The sequence below is a fragment of the Pseudomonas graminis genome (assembly GCF_013201545.1).
GTDB lineage: Bacteria > Pseudomonadota > Gammaproteobacteria > Pseudomonadales > Pseudomonadaceae > Aquipseudomonas.
The window spans coordinates 3667935-3682787 of record NZ_CP053746.1; the positions used below are offsets into that span (position 1 = coordinate 3667935).

At 60.9% G+C, this 14853-nt stretch carries 17 protein-coding genes; 8 read left to right on the forward strand and 9 right to left on the reverse strand.

Going from position 1 to position 14853, the window contains the following annotated elements:
- Nucleotides 1-78: 78 nt before the first annotated feature.
- A complete protein-coding gene (gene sthA, locus FX982_RS16320) occupies nucleotides 79-1473 on the forward strand; it encodes a Si-specific NAD(P)(+) transhydrogenase (protein WP_172611642.1) in 1395 nt (464 codons plus the stop codon).
- Between the two features lie 42 nt (nucleotides 1474-1515).
- On the opposite strand, the gene FX982_RS16325 is transcribed toward sthA, so the two are convergent.
- Complete coding sequence (locus FX982_RS16325) at nucleotides 1516-2238, reverse strand: glycerophosphodiester phosphodiesterase (RefSeq protein WP_122538031.1); 723 nt, start codon at nucleotides 2236-2238, stop codon at nucleotides 1516-1518.
- 60 nt (nucleotides 2239-2298) lie between these two features.
- Nucleotides 2299-2892, reverse strand: a complete 594-nt coding sequence (locus tag FX982_RS16330) for a PilZ domain-containing protein (RefSeq protein WP_172611643.1) — start codon at nucleotides 2890-2892, stop codon at nucleotides 2299-2301.
- A gap of 148 nt (nucleotides 2893-3040) precedes the next feature.
- Here FX982_RS16330 and FX982_RS16335 point away from each other — a divergent pair, with 148 nt between their 5' ends.
- From FX982_RS16335 to queF, 4 genes are all read left to right on the forward strand, one after another.
- Nucleotides 3041-4291 (forward strand): lipoprotein-releasing ABC transporter permease subunit, encoded by a 1251-nt coding sequence (locus FX982_RS16335; protein WP_122538033.1) that lies wholly within the window; start codon nucleotides 3041-3043, stop codon nucleotides 4289-4291.
- 7 nt (nucleotides 4292-4298) lie between these two features.
- Complete coding sequence (gene lolD, locus FX982_RS16340; protein WP_172611644.1) at nucleotides 4299-4982, forward strand: lipoprotein-releasing ABC transporter ATP-binding protein LolD; 684 nt, start codon at nucleotides 4299-4301, stop codon at nucleotides 4980-4982.
- A 68-nt stretch (nucleotides 4983-5050) separates the two neighbouring features.
- Nucleotides 5051-6295 (forward strand): lipoprotein-releasing ABC transporter permease subunit, encoded by a 1245-nt coding sequence (locus FX982_RS16345; RefSeq protein WP_122538037.1) that lies wholly within the window; start codon nucleotides 5051-5053, stop codon nucleotides 6293-6295.
- Nucleotides 6296-6509: 214 nt separating this feature from the next.
- A complete protein-coding gene (gene queF, locus FX982_RS16350; RefSeq protein ID WP_122624660.1) occupies nucleotides 6510-7340 on the forward strand; it encodes an NADPH-dependent 7-cyano-7-deazaguanine reductase QueF in 831 nt (276 codons plus the stop codon).
- Between the two features lie 156 nt (nucleotides 7341-7496).
- On the opposite strand, the gene FX982_RS16355 is transcribed toward queF, so the two are convergent.
- Both FX982_RS16355 and FX982_RS16360 read right to left on the reverse strand, forming a co-directional pair.
- Nucleotides 7497-7760: a DUF4404 family protein gene (locus tag FX982_RS16355; protein ID WP_122538041.1), complete on the reverse strand. Its 264-nt coding sequence runs from the start codon at nucleotides 7758-7760 to the stop codon at nucleotides 7497-7499.
- 111 nt (nucleotides 7761-7871) lie between these two features.
- Nucleotides 7872-8507 (reverse strand): HAD family phosphatase, encoded by a 636-nt coding sequence (locus FX982_RS16360; RefSeq protein WP_172611645.1) that lies wholly within the window; start codon nucleotides 8505-8507, stop codon nucleotides 7872-7874.
- A 201-nt stretch (nucleotides 8508-8708) separates the two neighbouring features.
- Between FX982_RS16360 and FX982_RS16365 the strand changes: the two genes are divergently transcribed.
- Nucleotides 8709-9410 (forward strand): MlaA family lipoprotein, encoded by a 702-nt coding sequence (locus FX982_RS16365; protein WP_172611646.1) that lies wholly within the window; start codon nucleotides 8709-8711, stop codon nucleotides 9408-9410.
- Between the two features lie 98 nt (nucleotides 9411-9508).
- On the opposite strand, the gene FX982_RS16370 is transcribed toward FX982_RS16365, so the two are convergent.
- Nucleotides 9509-9808 (reverse strand): PilZ domain-containing protein, encoded by a 300-nt coding sequence (locus FX982_RS16370; protein ID WP_122538047.1) that lies wholly within the window; start codon nucleotides 9806-9808, stop codon nucleotides 9509-9511.
- A 265-nt stretch (nucleotides 9809-10073) separates the two neighbouring features.
- On the opposite strand from FX982_RS16370, the gene rssB reads away from it, so the two are divergent.
- Together rssB and rssC are read left to right on the forward strand one after the other, a co-directional pair.
- Complete coding sequence (rssB, locus tag FX982_RS16375) at nucleotides 10074-11255, forward strand: two-component system response regulator RssB (RefSeq protein WP_122538049.1); 1182 nt, start codon at nucleotides 10074-10076, stop codon at nucleotides 11253-11255.
- Complete coding sequence (gene rssC / locus FX982_RS16380) at nucleotides 11255-11737, forward strand: anti-sigma factor antagonist RssC (RefSeq protein ID WP_122538051.1); 483 nt, start codon at nucleotides 11255-11257, stop codon at nucleotides 11735-11737. Before rssB ends, rssC begins: the two co-directional genes overlap by 1 nt.
- Before the next feature lie 102 nt (nucleotides 11738-11839).
- Here the strand turns inward: rssC and tal are convergent, their stop codons facing one another.
- The 4 genes from tal to FX982_RS16400 all read right to left on the reverse strand — a co-directional run bounded on the left by tal (nucleotide 11840) and on the right by FX982_RS16400 (nucleotide 14821).
- Nucleotides 11840-12766 (reverse strand): transaldolase, encoded by a 927-nt coding sequence (gene tal / locus FX982_RS16385; RefSeq protein ID WP_172611647.1) that lies wholly within the window; start codon nucleotides 12764-12766, stop codon nucleotides 11840-11842.
- 339 nt (nucleotides 12767-13105) lie between these two features.
- Entirely contained in the window at nucleotides 13106-13414 is a 309-nt protein-coding gene (gene csgH / locus FX982_RS16390; RefSeq protein ID WP_172611648.1) for a curli-like amyloid fiber formation chaperone CsgH, read from the reverse strand.
- A gap of 5 nt (nucleotides 13415-13419) precedes the next feature.
- A complete protein-coding gene (locus FX982_RS16395) occupies nucleotides 13420-13935 on the reverse strand; it encodes a curlin-associated protein (protein ID WP_172611649.1) in 516 nt (171 codons plus the stop codon).
- Complete coding sequence (locus tag FX982_RS16400) at nucleotides 13919-14821, reverse strand: CsgG/HfaB family protein (RefSeq protein ID WP_172611650.1); 903 nt, start codon at nucleotides 14819-14821, stop codon at nucleotides 13919-13921. Before FX982_RS16400 ends, FX982_RS16395 begins: the two co-directional genes overlap by 17 nt.
- Nucleotides 14822-14853 lie beyond the last annotated feature (32 nt).

A 14853-nucleotide genomic window follows, 5' to 3' on the forward strand; every position in this document is an offset into this window, starting at 1 on the left:
GATCCTTCATGCCGCCCGGGCGGCATGATTCAGCCGGAGACACCAGAGTGGTGTCTCGGCCAGTTCTGAGGAGTACGCATGGCTGTCTACAACTACGACGTGGTAGTGCTGGGTTCGGGCCCGGCGGGTGAGGGCGCGGCGATGAACGCTGCCAAGGCCGGGCGTAAGGTGGCAATGGTCGACAGCCGTCGGCAGGTCGGCGGCAACTGCACCCACCTGGGCACGATCCCGTCGAAGGCCCTGCGTCACTCGGTTAAACAGATCATCCAGTTCAACACCAACCCGATGTTTCGCGCCATCGGTGAGCCACGCTGGTTTTCCTTCCCGGACGTCCTGAAGAACGCCGAGAGGGTCATCAACAAGCAAGTCGCATCACGCACCGCTTATTACGCCCGCAACCGTGTCGACGTGTTCTTCGGCACCGGCAGCTTCGCCGACGAGCGCAGCATCGACGTGGTATGCAACACCGGCGTCGTGGAAAAACTGGTTGCCAACCAGATCATCATCGCCACCGGCTCGCGGCCTTATCGCCCAGCTGATATCGACTTCTCCCACAAGCGCATCTACGACAGCGACACCATCCTCAGTCTGGGTCACACCCCGCGCAAACTGATCATCTACGGCGCGGGGGTTATTGGTTGCGAATACGCGTCGATCTTCAGCGGTCTCGGTGTAGAAATCGAACTGATCGACAACCGTGACCAGTTGCTGAGCTTCCTTGACTCGGAAATCTCCCAAGGCCTGAGCTATCACTTTAGCAACAACAACGTGATGGTGCGCCACAACGAGGAATACGAGCGCGTTGAAGGGCTGGACAACGGGGTGATCCTTCACCTCAAGTCCGGCAAAAAGGTCAAGGCCGACGCCTTGCTGTGGTGTAACGGCCGTACCGGCAACACCGACAAGCTGGGTCTGGAAAACGTCGGCATCAAGGCCAACGGTCGCGGGCAGATCGATGTCGACGAAGCCTATCGCACCAGCCAGCCGAACATTTATGGCGCTGGCGACGTGATCGGCTGGCCGAGTCTGGCCAGCGCGGCCTATGACCAGGGTCGTTCGGCGTCGGGCAGTGCGGTCGACAACGGCGCGTGGCGCTTCGTCAACGACGTGCCGACCGGGATCTACACCATCCCCGAGATCAGTTCCATCGGTCAGAACGAGCATGACCTGACCGTGGCCAAAGTCCCGTACGAAGTGGGCAAGGCGTTTTTCAAGAGCATGGCTCGCGCGCAGATTTCCCACGAGCCGGTTGGCATGCTGAAAATCCTGTTTCACCGCGAAACGCTGCAGATCCTCGGCGTGCACTGCTTCGGCGACCAGGCATCGGAGATCGTGCACATCGGTCAGGCGATCATGAACCAGCCCGGCGAGGCGAACACGATCAAGTACTTCGTCAACACCACGTTTAACTACCCGACCATGGCCGAGGCCTATCGGGTAGCGGCATATGACGGTCTGAACCGGCTTTTTTGAGCGGCTCCGGCCGGTGGCCTGAGCCGGCCGGGGAGACCGATTTCAGTACTTCCCAAGGGTGGCGCTGGCCAAACCGGGAAAGTCTGTAATCAGGCTGTCAACGCCGAAGTCGGCGAGTCTGCGCATGAGCGCGGGCTCGTTGACTGTCCACACCGACACATGCAGCCCTTGGTTCTGGGCTTTCTTCAAGCGCTCGGGCGTGCACAGCGTCCAGTTCAGCGCGAGGATCTCGCAGCCATACCCTTGAGCCACTTTCAGCGGGTCAAGCCAGGCGTATTCCGCCACCAGCCCGCGCGAAATATCCGGTGTCAGCTCCAGCGCCGCGCGCAGTACTTCCCGGGAACTCGACGTGATTGTCACTTTATCCAGCAGTCCGTGGCGCTGAGCCATTTCACGAATGGCCAGCACGGTGGTTGCCGCGCGGGTGCGTGACGCGCTTTTGACCTCAAGCTGCCAGTGATCGAAGGCGCATTTCTCGAACAGTTCTTCCAGGCGGGGAATGGGGCAGGGCTGCACCCAGCCGGGTCCGCCCTTGCGCGCGTCGTAGGTCATGAGATCGGCGGCGTCGTGCTCGACGACCTTGCCGCGGCGGTCGGTGGTGCGCTTGAGGGTCGGGTCATGGATCACCATCAGCTCGCCATCGCGGGACAGGTGCAGATCCAGTTCGCAGCGTTTGACGCCGTGTTTGAGGCATTCCTGAAAGCTGGTCAGGGTGTTTTCCGGTGCTTCGCCCTTGGCGCCGCGGTGGCCGTAAATAATGGTCACAATCACTCCTTGGTACGCATGGCGCGGGAATAGGTCGGGCTGGAATAAGGGGTGCCGGGGTCAGGTAGGCTTGGTGTCGGGGTCTGCCTGCTCACGGGCCAGCCGTCGCTGCGCGGCTTGTCGTTGCAGGATGTGTCGGGCGAGCAATTGGCGCTGGGCGTCAGTGAGGTCGATCCACTCCGCGCCGACGTCAAAATCGCCGATGGCCAACGTATCGCAATGTGTCACCCGGGCCCGCAGCATCATCCCCGACGCCTGGGGCATCAGTACCATTTTCACCGACAACACGGTGCCGGGCTGGAAGGGTTGAGGGGTTTCGAATTGCAGGCCACCCTCGGACATGATCACGCGCTGCGGCGCGCCCAGCTTGCCCAGTGCGGTGTGCGCCACCACTTGGCCGAGCAGATCGATGCGCTTGCTCATCGCTCGAAGGAAGCTGTTGGTAGTGCGGTCTCGATCATCCAGCTGGCGCAGCAGGTGCTGGGATTCAAACTCGGCGACGTGCAATTCGCTCAGCAGATCGAAGAGCGTGGACGTGTCGTGATGGCCAGGTTCCTCTCCCGTGCCAGGCCCGGCGATGCGGTTAATTTCCAGTGCGACGCTGTCCTCGATACGGTAGTATTCGCGGCGTTCTTCTTCATCTAGTGTCGGCATGGCGAACCCATGGTAGCGGCGGTTGTCAGAGTGATTGCTCAAAATCATAGCTCAGCTTTTCGAGCGTGATCCGGTGGTGATCCGAGTGTAAAGCCGCTTGCCCAGGCCCGCCACAAGGACGTTCCCATTCCTCCGAACAAGCCCCTAAATGTTCAGACCTCTTTTTGTATTCATCGGCACGCGCTACACCCGTGCAAAGCGCCGTAATCACTTTGTCTCCTTCATTTCCCTGACGTCGATGATCGGCCTCGCCCTGGGCGTGGTCGTGATGATCGTCGTGCTCTCGGTCATGAACGGCTTCGACCACGAGATGCGCACCCGCGTGCTGGGCATGGTGCCCCACGCTACCATCGAGTCCGGCGAGCCGATCAATGACTGGCAGGCCCTGGCCTCCCGGGTCAAACAGAACAAACAGGTCGAGGCCGTTGCGCCGTTCACTCAGATGCAAGGCCTGCTGACCAACAACGGCAATGTGCAGAAGATCCTGCTCAATGCCATCGACCCGGCGCAGGAGCGCAAGGTGTCGATCATCGACGGTTTCATGAAGCAGGGCAGCCTTGACGACCTGGTCGCGGGCGGCTTTGGCGTGGTGATCGGCGACAAGGCCGCGACCAAGCTCGGTGTCGGCATGGGCGACAAAGTCACGTTCGTGTCCCCCGAAGTCACCGTGACCCCTGCCGGCATGTTCCCGCGCATGAAGCGCTTTACCGTGGTCGGCATCTTTCATGTCGGCGCCGGCGAGCTGGACGGCTACCTGGGCGTCACCAATCTGCAGGACCTGGCGCGGCTGCACCGCTGGAAGCCGGATCAGGTGCAGGGCTTGCGCCTGAAATTCACCGATCTGTTCAAGGCGCCGCGCACGGCATACGACATCGCCCAGAACCTCGGCGAGCACCAGTATTACTCCCGCGACTGGACCCGCACTCACGGCAACCTGTATCAGGCGATCGGCATGGAGAAATCCATCATCGGCCTGTTGCTGTTGCTGATCGTGGCGGTCGCGGCGTTCAACATCATTTCCACGCTGGTGATGGTGGTCAACGACAAGCGCGGTGATATCGCCATTCTGCGTACCCTGGGCGCGACCCCGGGCCAGATCATGGCGATCTTCATGGTCCAGGGCACGGTCATCGGTGTGGTCGGGACGTTGATCGGCGCCGGTGTCGGCATTCTTGCGGCACTCAACGTCAGTTCGGCGATTTCGGCGCTGGAAGGTCTGATCGGTCACAAGTTTCTCAACGCGGATGTCTACTTCATCGACTATCTGCCTTCGCAATTGATGGCCCAGGACGTGCTGCTCGTATGCGGCGCGGCGCTGGTCCTGAGTTTTCTCGCCACCCTGTATCCAGCCTGGCGTGCTGCGCGCACCCAGCCGGCGGAGGCGCTACGTTATGAGTGAGTCGGGCATGAGTGATAAAGCTGTACTGAGCTGCCGCAACCTGGGCAAATCCTACGAGGAAGGTCCGGAATCCGTGGTCGTCCTGTCGGGCCTGCAACTGGAGCTGCACCCGGGCGAACGCGTAGCGATCGTCGGCAGCTCGGGCTCGGGCAAAAGTACCTTGCTCAACCTGCTTGGCGGCCTCGACACGCCCACTGAAGGCAGTGTCTGGCTGGCGGGCGAAGAGCTTTCGGCGCTCAACGAGAAGGCCCGCGGGCTGCTGCGCAACCGTGCCCTTGGCTTCGTCTATCAGTTCCACCACTTGCTGCCCGAGTTCACCGCACTGGAAAACGTCTGCATGCCATTGCTGATCGGCAAGACGCCGATTCCGGAAGCCCGTCAGCGTGCAACCGCGCTGCTGGAGCGGGTAGGGCTCAAGCATCGACTGGCGCACAAGCCGTCGGAGCTGTCCGGCGGCGAACGTCAGCGGGTGGCGATCGCCCGCGCGCTGGTCAACCAGCCGGGTCTGGTCATGCTCGACGAGCCCACCGGCAACCTTGACTCTCACACGGCGCAAGGGATTCAGGACCTGATGCTGGAGCTGAGCACGTTGTCGCGCACCGCCTTTCTGGTGGTGACCCACGACATGACGCTGGCCCGACAGATGGACCGCGTGTGGCGTCTTGAAGAAGGCCGTCTGGTCGAAGCCTGACCCGCACAACCGATGCCATTCGGGCATCGGCTTTTTACTTTTAGCTGCTCAGTTACGGTGCTCCACGAATGTTCAGACCGTTATCCATATTTATCGGTACGCGCTACACGCGGGCCAAGCGTCGCAACCACTTCATCTCGTTCATTTCCATGACCTCGATGATCGGGCTGGCGCTGGGCGTGCTGGCGATGATCGTGGTGCTGTCCGTGATGAACGGTTTCCAGCAGGAAATGAGTTCGCGGATCCTCGGCATGGTCCCCCATGCGGTGATCTCTGGCGTCAAGCCGCTCGACGACTGGCAGCCGGCGGCCAGGGCATCGCTCAAAGACCCACAGGTCACGGCCGCCGTGCCATTCACTGAAATGGACGGCATGCTGTCGTACAAGGGCTCGATGCAGCCGATACAGATCAACGGCGTCGATCCGGCCCTGGAGTCCAAGGTCTCCATCGTCACCCAGCACATCGTGCAGGGCCGCCTGCAGGACTTGAAGGCGGGCGAATTTGGTGTGGTGATCGGCGAAATCACCGCCCGGCGCTTTCGTCTGAACGTCGGCGATAAACTGACGCTGATCGTTCCGGAAATCAGCAGTGCGCCCGGTGGCATCACCCCGCGCCTGCAGCGCTTGACGGTGGTGGGTGTGTTCAAGGTCGGCGCCGAACTGGACGGTTCAATGGCGCTGGTCAACGTCGCCGATGCCGCCGTCATCCAGCGCTGGCAGCCCAATCAGGTGCAGGGCGTGCGCCTGGCGCTGACGGATTTGTACGCTGCGCCGCAGGTTTCAACGGCCATTGCCGCCGGACTCGGTGCGGACTACAAGGCGGATGACTGGACCCACACGCAGGGCAGTCTGTTCAGCGCGATGAAGATGGAAAAGACCATGATCGGCCTTTTGCTGTTGATGATTGTCGCCGTGGCGGCGTTCAACATCATCGCCACGCTGATCATGGTGGTGAATGACAAGGGCGCCGACATCGCGATCTTGCGCACCATCGGCGCCACCCCAAGTCAGATCATGACCATCTTCATGGTGCAGGGGACCGTCATCGGCATCGTGGGTACCGTGATCGGCGGCGTGTTGGGGGTGATCGCGGCGATCAACGTCAGTCAGATCGTCGGCTGGGTCGAGCGCGTGACAGGCCAGCACATTTTCACCTCGGACGTGTATTTCATCAGCAATCTTCCGTCGAAGCTCGAAGGCAGCGATGTGGCGCTGATCTGCAGTGCCGGCTTTATCCTCAGCTTTCTGGCAACGATCTACCCGGCTTACCGCGCCGCGCAGATCCAGCCGGCCCACGCCTTGCGTTACGAGTAGCAGATGGATCAGGGGCCGACGCGCGGTGGGGACGCACGGCCCGGAGCACGACACCGCGGCCATGAAGCACGACGCTCCCAATAGCGGGCTGTTCGAACCGGGCATGGTCGGCAAGGTGGCGATCAGTCAGTAAACGCTGAAAACCCGGAGCGAACCCGATAAACTTCGCGGCCTTGGTTTTTAACAGCCGCTTTTTTCAGGTCCAGGTCCCGCCATGCATCCCGCAGCCGAACACTCGCCGCTGGGCAAGTCCAGCGAATACATCGCCACGTACACCCCGTCTCTGCTGTTCCCGATTCCCCGTGCTGCCAAATGGGCAGAACTGGGCCTGACGGCCGAGACGTTGCCTTATCAGGGTGTCGATTTCTGGAATTGCTATGAGTTGTCCTGGCTGCTGCCATCGGGCAAGCCGGTGGTGGCCATTGGTGAGTTCAGCATTGCGGCAGACTCGGCCAATATCATCGAATCCAAGTCGTTCAAGCTGTACCTGAACTCGCTCAATCAGACCGCCTTTGCGTCTGAAGCCGAGCTGATCGCCACCCTGGAGAAGGACCTGTCGGCCGCTGCTGGCAAGCCGGTTGGCGTCCGCATTCGCAGCCTGAAGGACATCGAGGCCGAGGGAATTGTTTCGGTGCCGGGTGTGTGCGTCGATGACCTCGACGTGACTATTTCAAGCTACGACCGCCCTCAGCCCGAACTGCTTCGCTGCGATGAGTCGCGAGTGGTGGACGATGCACTGCACAGCCATCTTCTCAAATCCAACTGCCCGGTGACGAGCCAGCCGGACTGGGGCAGCGTCGCGGTTGAATACCGTGGCGCGGCGCTGGATCACGCCAGTTTTCTGGCCTACATCGTCAGCTTCCGCCAGCATTCTGATTTCCACGAGCAGTGCGTGGAGCGCATCTTCATGGACCTGCAGCGTTTGCTGAAGCCGGAGAAGCTGACGGTGTATGCGCGTTATGTGCGCCGCGGCGGGCTGGACATCAACCCATACCGCAGCACGGAAGCGCTGACGCTGGAAAACGGGCGTCTCGCGCGGCAGTAAGGCGTTACTGCCCCCATCTGTAGGAGCCAGCTTGCAGGTGAGCCCGAATGTTCAGACGATAGGGGTGACTGACGCACTCACTGCGTTCGCCGGCAAGCCAGCTCCTGCAGAATCGAGCCGGCCCGCCTCAATGAGGTGGGCCAGCAGACGCCTGAATCAGATCCCCATGCTCCCCAGCGTTACCAGGACATTGCGCAGCGTACCGGCGATGGTCGGGTGATCGACCTCAAAACGCTCGACCGCCAGGTTGACGCCATCGGCAATGCTCGGGTCTTGGGAGACGGTCTCGAGTTCGATCTGCGCCTGGATTTGCTCCATGACCTCGGTCAGGTTCGAGCGATCCTCTGCGGTCAGATCAGGATTATGCTCCAGCTGCTGGTTCAGGCTGTCGAGTTGTAGTTGCAAGTCACTGACGGACATGGGGTCTTCCTTAATCTGATTGGTCTCACGATGGACCGCAATGCGCAGGCAAAGGTCCTTCACCGCCCTAGACTAATCCACTCCAGGCCACTGTGCATGACCTCAGTCAGCTCAAGGCTTCTCCGACTTCTGCCGGCGCAGGGTGATATCCGCCAGACACGACTCCAGCTCGCCCAAGTGATCGATGACTGAATGTGCGCCGGCCGCATACAGCTCGAGGGTGGCTCGGCCGCGACGGCGCTCGCGATCCAGATCGCTCAATGCCTCCCATTGCTGAGGCGACAAACCGCACAGCGGGCCGCAAGACGCCAGCCCGACCGTCCACAGCCCTGCGTTGATGCCCGCCATGAGCAGACGCGGATCGCCGCTCACCAACACGCAGCCGTCCAGTTGCTTCACGCCCAGGGTCATCAGCGCTTGCCAGCATGCATCAGGTGCAGGCCAACGATGGGTCGGCGCGGGAGTGGGTAGAACCAGAGTGCTGAGCGGTGCCGCCAGCTGATCGGTAATCGAGGAGGGGTATTCATCGAGCCAGGCGCAGGGAATGCCGTGCTGTTTGAGATGCTTCAGGGCGTTGATTGCACCGGGCGCGAGCGCTGCGAATGGCTGGGCGTCCCGGGATACCAGTGACCTTCCATCGCTGCCCAGCAGCGTGCGCGCCTGGGCGCCGAAGTCGACAAGGCAACCGCTCAGTCCGAACAAAACAGCGGTGAACGATGGAGCAGCGACGGCGACCGGGGCGAGCATGGCATTCCCTCTCAAAGCCGTTGACGCTAAGGGATTGCCATGACAAATCGATGACCGAACGATGACAGTGGTTCCCGATGTTTAAGGCCCTACAAATCACCCACCATTTCAGCGACGTAAATAGTCACAGAACGCTTTATACTCCGGCCTTTGGTTTGGGGCGTAGCGCCCGCTTGATTACTTTGACTGGGAGTCTCAGCTATGCCCGAGAACGGTGCTGGCATTATCAATCGTCTGGTTCGAACGTGCGTGTGGGCCAGTCTGGCCGTGGCGCCGATGGCTGCAAATGCGGCGGACGAAGATCCGTGGGAAGGCGTCAACCGTGCGATTTTCCGTTTCAATGACACCGTCGACACCTACGCGCTGAAACCCATCGCCCAAGGCTATGAGTTCATCACGCCGCAGTTCCTTGAAGACGGCATCCACAACATGTTCAAAAACGTCGGCGAAGTCACCAACCTTGCCAACGATGTGCTTCAGGTCAAACCTGAAGCCGCGGGCGTCGATACCGCACGCCTGATCTTCAACACCACCTTCGGCCTGCTGGGCTTTTTCGATGTCGGCACCAAGATGGGCCTGCAACGCAACGACGAAGATTTCGGCCAGACCCTCGGTCATTGGGGCGTCCCAAGCGGCCCGTTCGTGATGCTGCCGCTATTTGGTCCGAGCACCGTGCGTGACACGTTCGCCAAATACCCGGACACCTACACCCAGCCTTGGCGTTACATCGATCACGTCCCGACGCGTAACACTGCGCTGGCCGTGAGCGTTGTCGACACCCGTGCCAGCCTGCTCTCAGCCGAAAAGCTGATCAATGGCGACAAGTACATTTTCATCCGCAACGCTTACCTGCAGAACCGCGAGTTCAAAGTCAAAGACGGCAAGGTTGTCGACGACTTCTGATCCCGCTGCGCTCGAAAGCGATGCAAAAAAAGGCGACCTGAGGGTCGCCTTTTTATTTTCGCTATTTTTCGAAAATGTGATGGAGTTCCGGACTGACGTCACTTCATCGCCAGGATCGTCAGCCCCAGTTTTTGCTCACCGCCCTCGATGTCGGCAATCCACACCACCTCGGTGTCCGCCTCCAGGCCCTTGAGCGCGGCGTGCTCGGAATCAATCGTCACGCTGATCTTGTCGCCCACCTGGAACGAGCGGGGCGCTTGTATCTGCATGCCAGAGCTGGATAAATCCACGCAGACGGCCGGGATAATCTGGCCGGCGTAGATCAGGCTGATGTCCGCATCGACCCGCATGCGAATGTAATCCCGTTTTTCTTCGTAATCGCGATCGAGCTGGCCCATGACGCATCCTTCGTTTTGATTGCTGATTTAACGGTTCTTATAACTCCGGGCGATTTGCGATGTAAAGACGCCGTTCGGCAGCGGGGCTGCGCTTGAAACGCCAGGCGGATGGGAGTACCGTCTGCGCCTTGAAGGACAGCTCTGTCATGTGAAGCGTTTGACCAAAAGTCCGCTACCTGAGCCAGAGAGGCTAGAAGCGAATCCAGTACGCGGGCTGACTGCAACCAGCCGCCTACGCCAACCTAATCTGGCGCCGTTTGCCCACATGCAAAAAACCAGTGCCACGCTGCTGATCATCGATGACGACGAAGTCGTGCGCGCGAGTCTCGCGGCCTATTTGGAAGACAGCGGGTTCAGTGTTCTGCAAGCCGGTAATGGCCTGCAGGGTCTACAGACTTTCGAGCGGGAAAAGCCCGATCTGCTGATCTGCGACCTGCGCATGCCGCAGGTGGGCGGTCTCGAGCTGATCCGTCAGGTCACCAGTCTTGCGCCGGAGACGCCGGTCATCGTGGTGTCTGGCGCGGGTGTGATGAGCGATGCCGTCGAAGCACTGCGCCTTGGCGCTGCCGATTACCTGATCAAACCCCTCGAAGACCTTGCAGTGCTTGAGCACTCGGTCCGACGAGCGCTGGACCGGGCGCGCCTGCTCCACGAAAACCAGGAATACCGGCAGAAGCTGGAGACCGCCAATCGCGAGCTCGAGGCCAGCCTGCACTTGCTGCAGGAAGACCAGGACGCGGGCCGTCAGGTGCAGATGAACATGCTGCCCATCAGCCCCTGGGCCATCGACGCGTTCGAATTCGAACATGAGATCATCCCGTCGCTGTACCTGTCGGGCGATTTCGTTGATTATTTTCGGGTCGATGAGCGACGCGTCGCCTTTTACCTGGCGGACGTGTCCGGCCATGGCGCGTCGTCTGCGTTCATCACCGTGCTGTTGAAATTCATGACCACGCGCCTGCTGTTTGAATCCAAGCGAGGCGGCAGTCTGCCGGAGTTCAAGCCGTCAGATGTGCTGGGCCACATCAATCGCGGGCTGATCAGCTGCAAGCTGGGCAAGCACGTAACGATGGTGGGTGGCGTGATCGACGAGGTCACCGGGCAGTTGACCTACAGCGTCGGCGGCCATTTGCCGCTGCCGGTGTTCTACACCCCGGGGGACACGCATTACCTTGAAGGCCGTGGTCTGCCTGTCGGGCTGTTCAATGAAGCGACTTACACGGATCACGTTATCGATCTGCCTGCGTCCTTTAGTCTCACCCTGCTGTCCGACGGCATTCTGGACCTTCTCCCAGGTGATACACTCAAAGAGAAAGAAGCCAACTTGCCCGAACTGGTCAAGGCGGCGGGGGGCAGCCTGGATGGTCTGCGCCAGACGTTTGGATTGGCCACGCTAGGGGAGATGCCGGATGATATCGCCTTGTTAGTGTTGAGCAGGAACCTTTAATGAGTACCGGTAGAATCCAGTTCGCCGAGCAAGACGGCACATTCGTCCTCAAGTTTGTGGGTGAAGTGCGTCTGACGCTGTGCTCGGCGTTGGATGCGACAATTGAACGGATCTTCACCTCGATGAATTTCTCGACGGTGGTTATCGATCTGACCGAAACCCGCAGCATCGACAGCACGACCCTGGGTCTGCTGGCCAAGCTGTCGATCCTCTCGCGCCAGAAGGCCGGGTTGTTGCCGACGGTCGTCACCACCCATGAAGACATAACGCGGCTGCTGCAGTCCATGGGCTTCGATCAGGTCTTCAACATCGTCGGGCGTCCTGTTCCGCGTCCCGAAGCCTTGAGCGATCTGCCGACCCAGGATCAGTGCGAAGACGTGGTCAAGGCCAAGGTACTGGAGGCCCACAAGATTCTCATGGGCTTGAACGATTCGAACCGCGAAGCCTTCCGTGATCTGGTCAACGCCCTCGAACACCAGTAGCAACGCCACCAGCAAGATCAGTAACACGCCCCGGTCCTGAACCGAGGCAATAAAAAAGGGCGGCACCCTCACAGGTGCCGCCCTTTTTACGTGCCTGACGCGTCAGGCTTTGGCCGACAGCATCTTTTCCAGTGCAACCTGGTCACGGGCGAACTGACGAATGCCTTCGGCCAGTTTCTCGGTGGCCATGGCGTCCTCGTTGGAAGCCCAGCGGAACTGGCTTTCGTTGAGGGTCACGCGCGGCTCGCCGCCATTGCCTGGCTTGAGTTTCTGCTCAAGCGTGCCGGTGTCTTCCGACAGCTTATGCAGCAGGTCAGGGCTGATGGTCAGACGGTCGCAGCCGGCCAGTTCTTCGATCTGGCTGAGGTTACGGAAGCTGGCGCCCATGACCACGGTCTTGTAGTCGTTGGCCTTGTAGTAGTTGTAGATGCGGGTCACCGACTGCACGCCCGGATCTTCTGCACCGACGTAGTCTTTGCCTTCGGCTTTCTTGTACCAGTCGTAGATGCGGCCCACGAATGGCGAGATCAGAAACACGCCGGCGTCGGCACAGGCCTGAGCCTGAGCGAAAGAGAACAGCAGGGTCAGATTGCACTGGATGCCTTTCTTTTCCAGCGCTTCAGCGGCCTTGATGCCCTCCCAGGTCGACGCCAGCTTGATCAGGATGCGGTCGCGGCCGATGCCGAAATCTTCGTACAGACCGACGATGCGGTCAGCGCGATCGATGCAGGCCTGGGTGTCGAACGACAGGCGTGCGTCCACTTCGGTGGAGACGCGGCCCGGGACCACTTTCAGAATCTCGCGGCCGATGGCGACGGCGAAACGGTCGCTGGCGACGTTGATGTCGTTGTTGCTGCCGGTGAACGCCTCTTTCAACCGGTCGCTGTTGCTGTCGCTGGAAGCGGCCTTGAGCAAGAGGGAAGGGTTGGTGGTGGCGTCGACGGGCTTGAGTTTTTCGATGGCAGCGAAATCGCCGGTGTCGGCAACGACGGTGGTGAATTGCTTGAGTTGTTCCAGCTTGGAAGTCATGAGCGTGCTCTGTCCTGTGGTTGTGCTGACATTACCCGAGCGCCGCCGGTCACTCAAGGGTGTACACCGCGACACGCGCACCGGTTTAGACGCCTGCGTTTGCGCAAACGGCGTGCCTGCGTGTCAGCCATGATCCGGGCGATGCGTGCTTTTTAAAAAGAGCGGCGCGGATGCATGGTCTGTCGGTTCCCGAGGAAGGCGGATACTCGATCCAGACTGGTTGGAGCCCGGACCGGCTGGGATGTTCCCGGGCGCTGACATCTTATCCGCCGACGGTCTGCGACGGCCCCGCAGGCATGTGCCCAATACGTGAATCCGCGCTCAGTGGCGTGGCCACACTCAACGAGCGGGCGTCTCGCCGCAGTCGCTGTCGACTGATTTGATCAGCGTGGTCCGATCGAAGACTTCCAGATGAACCTGACACGTCGCCTCGGCCGGAAGGCTCAAGCTAACGCTGCTCGCCGCGACCCCGCTCTGCAGATCGCCCTGCTGGTCGATGGCCGACGTGCCCTGGGCGCTGGTCTGCCTGACGGTCATTCGGTAGTGCAGCGTCAGCGGCGCAGGATTTTCGAGGTGCGGGCGGATCACCACCGTCGAGCCGCTGCGCTGAGCGTCAACCGTCACAACGAGCTGCGTGAAGTCCATCATCGTGATCACCGTTGGGTCGCGCTGGCTTTCATGTTGTCGCCGAACTGCTTGATGGACACGGCACCGCCGAATCCGGCCTGAGTGACGCTGGCCTGGTTGGCCTGACCGTATTGCCCGACGAAGGCCTGATTGTAGGCGCCGGTCTGCACCACGCTCGCGGCGTTGTCAGTGCCGTGCTGCGTCACGCCGGTCTGGTTGTTGGTGCCCGATTGGCTGACCTGCGCGGTGTTCGCCGTGCCGTTCTGCTGCGCGGTGACCGCGTTGTTCACCCCGCTCTGGTTGACCACCGCCTGGTTGCGACTGCCGGTCTGACTCACGGCCTGATTCAGTCGGGCCCCGCTTTGATCGACGCGCGCCTGGTTGTAGGCGCCGATCTGCAAGATGGTGGCGACGCTGTTGCCGACAGTGATGTCCGCATAGCGTGCCTCGCGCACCAGATCCTGGGCCTGTGCCTGGGCAAGCGTGCCGGTGAGCAGCAGTGCGGCGGCGACCCAGGCGAATCCTTTAGCGTTGCGTTCCATTCTTTTCTCCTGTCGTAACAATGTCCTGGTCCGCCTCAGCCAGCGGCAAGGTGGTCATTTGTTCGTCGTAGCTCTGCAGGTAACTCTGCAGCAGCGGCTTGTTCAGGTCAGCGGGGTCTTTCAGGTTCCAGCTACCGTCCCGGGCGCCTTGGGCAATCATGTGGATCAGCGCCGTTTCAATGGCTTCGCGCACGCATTGCTGCACGGGTTCGTTGCGCGACACGCCGGTCTCAACCTCCAGCAGATGCTTGAGGGAGACGAAGCGGAAGATGCCGAAATCGACTTGAATCGAGAAAATGGTCTTGGTGGTCGTGATGCTCTGGATGATGTCGCCGGTGCGGATGTCCACCGCCCTCAGGTTGACGGTCACCTGATCCTGGCGGTAAAGCTCGGATGGCCCGACACCGAGATAGCGAACGCCGATGCCGCCGGTGCGCACGTTGCTTTCGTAGGCGACGATGGCGCCTTCGATGATCATGTTCGCCGGCCGCAGCGCAGGCAGTTGCACCTGAGCCTGATCCTGGGGCTGCTCCAGCGCGCGGATGATCTTGCGCTCGGTGAGCAGGTCTTGAAGGTTTTCCCGCTCCACCGGCTTGAACCAGCGTGAGTCGCGCAGGGCGCTGATCAGCAGCGACGCGGCGCCCTGGGTCACCGAGGTGGAAAACGAGCTGTCGGGGGACGGTTTGTACTGCCCGGTCTGGTCGCGCAGGCCGTAGACCGCGACGCTGATGGGACCCGCGGGCGGCGGCAGGTGGGTCAGGTCACGCAGGCTCTGGGTGGCAGGCGACAGCGTGGCCGGGGAAATGGTCGCCGCAGGGCGAGACGTGGTACAGCCGGCAATCAGCATGACGGCAGTGAACATCAACATGAGGGGACGGACGCGCATACTTTCTCTTCCCGCAAGAAAACCCCGCCAGA

Coding starts and splice junctions, on each gene's coding strand:
- FX982_RS16370 (WP_122538047.1), bottom strand. CDS start 9,808: ATGGGCCAGCTCGATCGCGATTACGAAGAAAAACGGGATTACATTCGC.
- FX982_RS16395 (WP_172611649.1), bottom strand. CDS start 13,935: ATGGAACGCAACGCTAAAGGATTCGCCTGGGTCGCCGCCGCACTGCTG.
- FX982_RS16360 (WP_172611645.1), bottom strand. CDS start 8,507: ATGCTCGCCCCGGTCGCCGTCGCTGCTCCATCGTTCACCGCTGTTTTG.
- FX982_RS16400 (WP_172611650.1), bottom strand. CDS start 14,821: ATGCGCGTCCGTCCCCTCATGTTGATGTTCACTGCCGTCATGCTGATT.
- FX982_RS16330 (WP_172611643.1), bottom strand. CDS start 2,892: ATGCCGACACTAGATGAAGAAGAACGCCGCGAATACTACCGTATCGAG.
- sthA (WP_172611642.1), top strand. CDS start 79: ATGGCTGTCTACAACTACGACGTGGTAGTGCTGGGTTCGGGCCCGGCG.
- lolD (WP_172611644.1), top strand. CDS start 4,299: ATGAGTGATAAAGCTGTACTGAGCTGCCGCAACCTGGGCAAATCCTAC.
- tal (WP_172611647.1), bottom strand. CDS start 12,766: ATGACTTCCAAGCTGGAACAACTCAAGCAATTCACCACCGTCGTTGCC.
- FX982_RS16335 (WP_122538033.1), top strand. CDS start 3,041: ATGTTCAGACCTCTTTTTGTATTCATCGGCACGCGCTACACCCGTGCA.
- FX982_RS16365 (WP_172611646.1), top strand. CDS start 8,709: ATGCCCGAGAACGGTGCTGGCATTATCAATCGTCTGGTTCGAACGTGC.
- rssC (WP_122538051.1), top strand. CDS start 11,255: ATGAGTACCGGTAGAATCCAGTTCGCCGAGCAAGACGGCACATTCGTC.
- FX982_RS16345 (WP_122538037.1), top strand. CDS start 5,051: ATGTTCAGACCGTTATCCATATTTATCGGTACGCGCTACACGCGGGCC.
- queF (WP_122624660.1), top strand. CDS start 6,510: ATGCATCCCGCAGCCGAACACTCGCCGCTGGGCAAGTCCAGCGAATAC.
- FX982_RS16355 (WP_122538041.1), bottom strand. CDS start 7,760: ATGTCCGTCAGTGACTTGCAACTACAACTCGACAGCCTGAACCAGCAG.
- csgH (WP_172611648.1), bottom strand. CDS start 13,414: ATGATGGACTTCACGCAGCTCGTTGTGACGGTTGACGCTCAGCGCAGC.
- rssB (WP_122538049.1), top strand. CDS start 10,074: ATGCAAAAAACCAGTGCCACGCTGCTGATCATCGATGACGACGAAGTC.